This is a genomic window from Pseudoalteromonas sp. NEC-BIFX-2020_015, from assembly GCF_012952265.1.
GTDB classification, from domain to species: domain Bacteria; phylum Pseudomonadota; class Gammaproteobacteria; order Enterobacterales; family Alteromonadaceae; genus Pseudoalteromonas; species Pseudoalteromonas neustonica.
Map to the genome: position 1 here is coordinate 1 of NZ_JABCJL010000063.1, position 2,198 is coordinate 2,198.

The following is a 2,198-nucleotide window of genomic DNA, read 5'->3' on the forward strand; positions in this document are numbered from 1 at the left end:
CAAATATAGTTTATTAAGAACCAGCCAAAAAGACTAACCTATAAAACCGCGAAGTCACGCCATTTGTCCAGCCAAACCCTTGCTGTACACTGTATTCACCGCCACCAGCACGGTTATCTGGTTCGCATAAACTAGACAGCCACTTTAATTGAGTAAATAAAACTGCGCTACTAAGTTTACTCTTTTGGGCTAAAAGTTTATCTCTTCTTGCATTCAAGTATCAAACTTTAGGATGGGTGTCATCTTTGTTTGTTTATTTTCCTGCTCTTTAACGTTAGCGTTTGCATCCATACACGCATTTCGCCAAGCCGATACTTGTTCCACATAAAGACCTTTACTTCGGCAATATTCCGCTAACTCAGCTTGATTTAAAGAGGCTGTTTCCAACACGACTGAAAATTTATTTGCTGATGACCACTGCTCAGCATTCTTTCCATTACCTGGCACTAAATGCCCCTTATCGATTGCTTGTTTTCGCCAATTATACAAGGTTGATTCACCAATACCCATCTCGATAGATAATTGGGCTATTGCTATATTATTTGGAGGCATCATCTTCTGAAGAGCCGACTCTTTGCTTTGCGCTGAATAATGTTTCATTGTTACTCCACACCCTCTATTTAATGGTTAAATATTAAGCGCGACAACTAGTCTGACAGAGAGGGGTATGTACTCTTTAGTATTTTTTAACTAACATTTCGTAAAGCAGGTTATTTTAATCTGATTTGAAAAGTTCTCTGAACATACGGTCTGGATTTTTTAAAAAAGCTTGTGTTATTTGATACGCTTCAGTGTCCTTATAATCAACGCACTCAAAACCGGACTCAGATATTTGATAAATACTAGCTCCTGGATAAGCAAGGAGAATAGGTGAGTGTGTAGCAATAATAAATTGTGAATTATTTTTAACTAGCTCATTTATAATTGCCATAAAAGTCATTTGTCTAGTCGGTGAAAGTGAAGCTTCCGGCTCATCCAAAATAAACATACTATTTCCTGAAAACCTGTTCAATATTAAGCTTAAAAAAGATTCGCCATGAGACTGTTCATGCAATGATTTCCCCCCATAACTAGGTAACAATGATTTCAGACCATACCTATTCAATTCGTCAATATTTGAAGCTACGTTATAGAAACTTTCCGCACGATAAAAAAAACCATCTTTAGGCCTTGAGAGAAAAAATTTTAGTTTTAAATAATCGTGTAATTCTGAGTGCGTATGCTGAGTGGAAAAGTTAAAATTCTTAGTACCACCTTCACTGTTATACCCCAAAGCAATAGCAATAGCTTCTATGATAGTCGATTTCCCACTTCCATTTTCGCCAACTAAGAAGGTTACGTTTGACGGAAATGTTAATTTACTAAAATTAGATATTGAAGCAATATTGAATGGATATTGATCCCAGTTTTTGACCTTTTCGCGTTCGAGGATTATTTCATTCAAAAACAACTGTTAAATTCCTATTTTTGTAAAAGCAATGAGCACTTAATATATATCTAAACTATAACATATAATAATTATTCGTAATTAGCGAAAATGCCTTTTTAATACGAAATAAACTAGACCGCCACTTTAATTGAGTAAATAAAACTGCGCTACTAAGTTTACTCTTTTGGGCTAAAAGTTTATCTCTTCTTGCATTCAAGTATCAAACTTTAGGATGGGTGTCATCTTTGTTTATTTCAAAACTGCGCTACTAAGTTTACTCTTTTGGGCTAAAAGTTTATCTCTTCTTGCATTCAAGTATCAAACTTTAGGATGGGTGTCATCTTTGTTTGCAAAAAATACAAACTTTAGGATGGGTGTCCTTTTTATTTTTTTTTTAGGATGAGTACAATCTTTATTTCTCAACGTGAAATGCAGTGATAATACTTTGTATCAACCAAACTTACTTGGCGCTTTCTTGCAGTTGCCATGCATCAACCTGTTCATTTCTAATACTAATTAAAAGCCAGTAAAAAATATGAAAAATACAAACTTTAGGATGGGTGTCATCTTTATTAATTTAGGGCGCGGCAACGAAATAGCCATTAGACGCCGGATATATGTCATAGGACCGTTACCTTTATTAGTAAAAACTCGCTGGCGCGGTGATCATCATGTAATAACAAAAATGTACTGTAAAAGAATAAAAAACCACCTGAAAATTTGACTCAGGCGGAGTGACCATATATGTCATCTTTATTTACATTAAAAC

General features: G+C 35.0%; 1 protein-coding gene and 3 pseudogenes. All 4 read right to left on the minus strand.

Features of this window, described 5'->3' with window-relative positions:
• Positions 1–13 precede the first annotated feature (13 nt).
• A pseudogene (locus tag HH219_RS22225) lies at positions 14–133 on the minus strand (trehalase family glycosidase); the annotation flags it as partial.
• A 116-nt stretch (positions 134–249) separates the two neighbouring features.
• Positions 250–600, minus strand: a pseudogene (locus HH219_RS21475) (IS3 family transposase); the annotation flags it as partial.
• A gap of 115 nt (positions 601–715) precedes the next feature.
• The gene (locus tag HH219_RS21480) at positions 716–1,444 is read right to left on the minus strand and encodes an AAA family ATPase (protein WP_249118588.1); all 729 of its coding nucleotides are present in this window, start codon (positions 1,442–1,444) and stop codon (positions 716–718) included.
• A gap of 407 nt (positions 1,445–1,851) precedes the next feature.
• Positions 1,852–1,917: pseudogene (locus tag HH219_RS21485) on the minus strand (Mobile element protein); the annotation flags it as partial.
• Between the last annotated feature and the right edge of the window lie 281 nt (positions 1,918–2,198).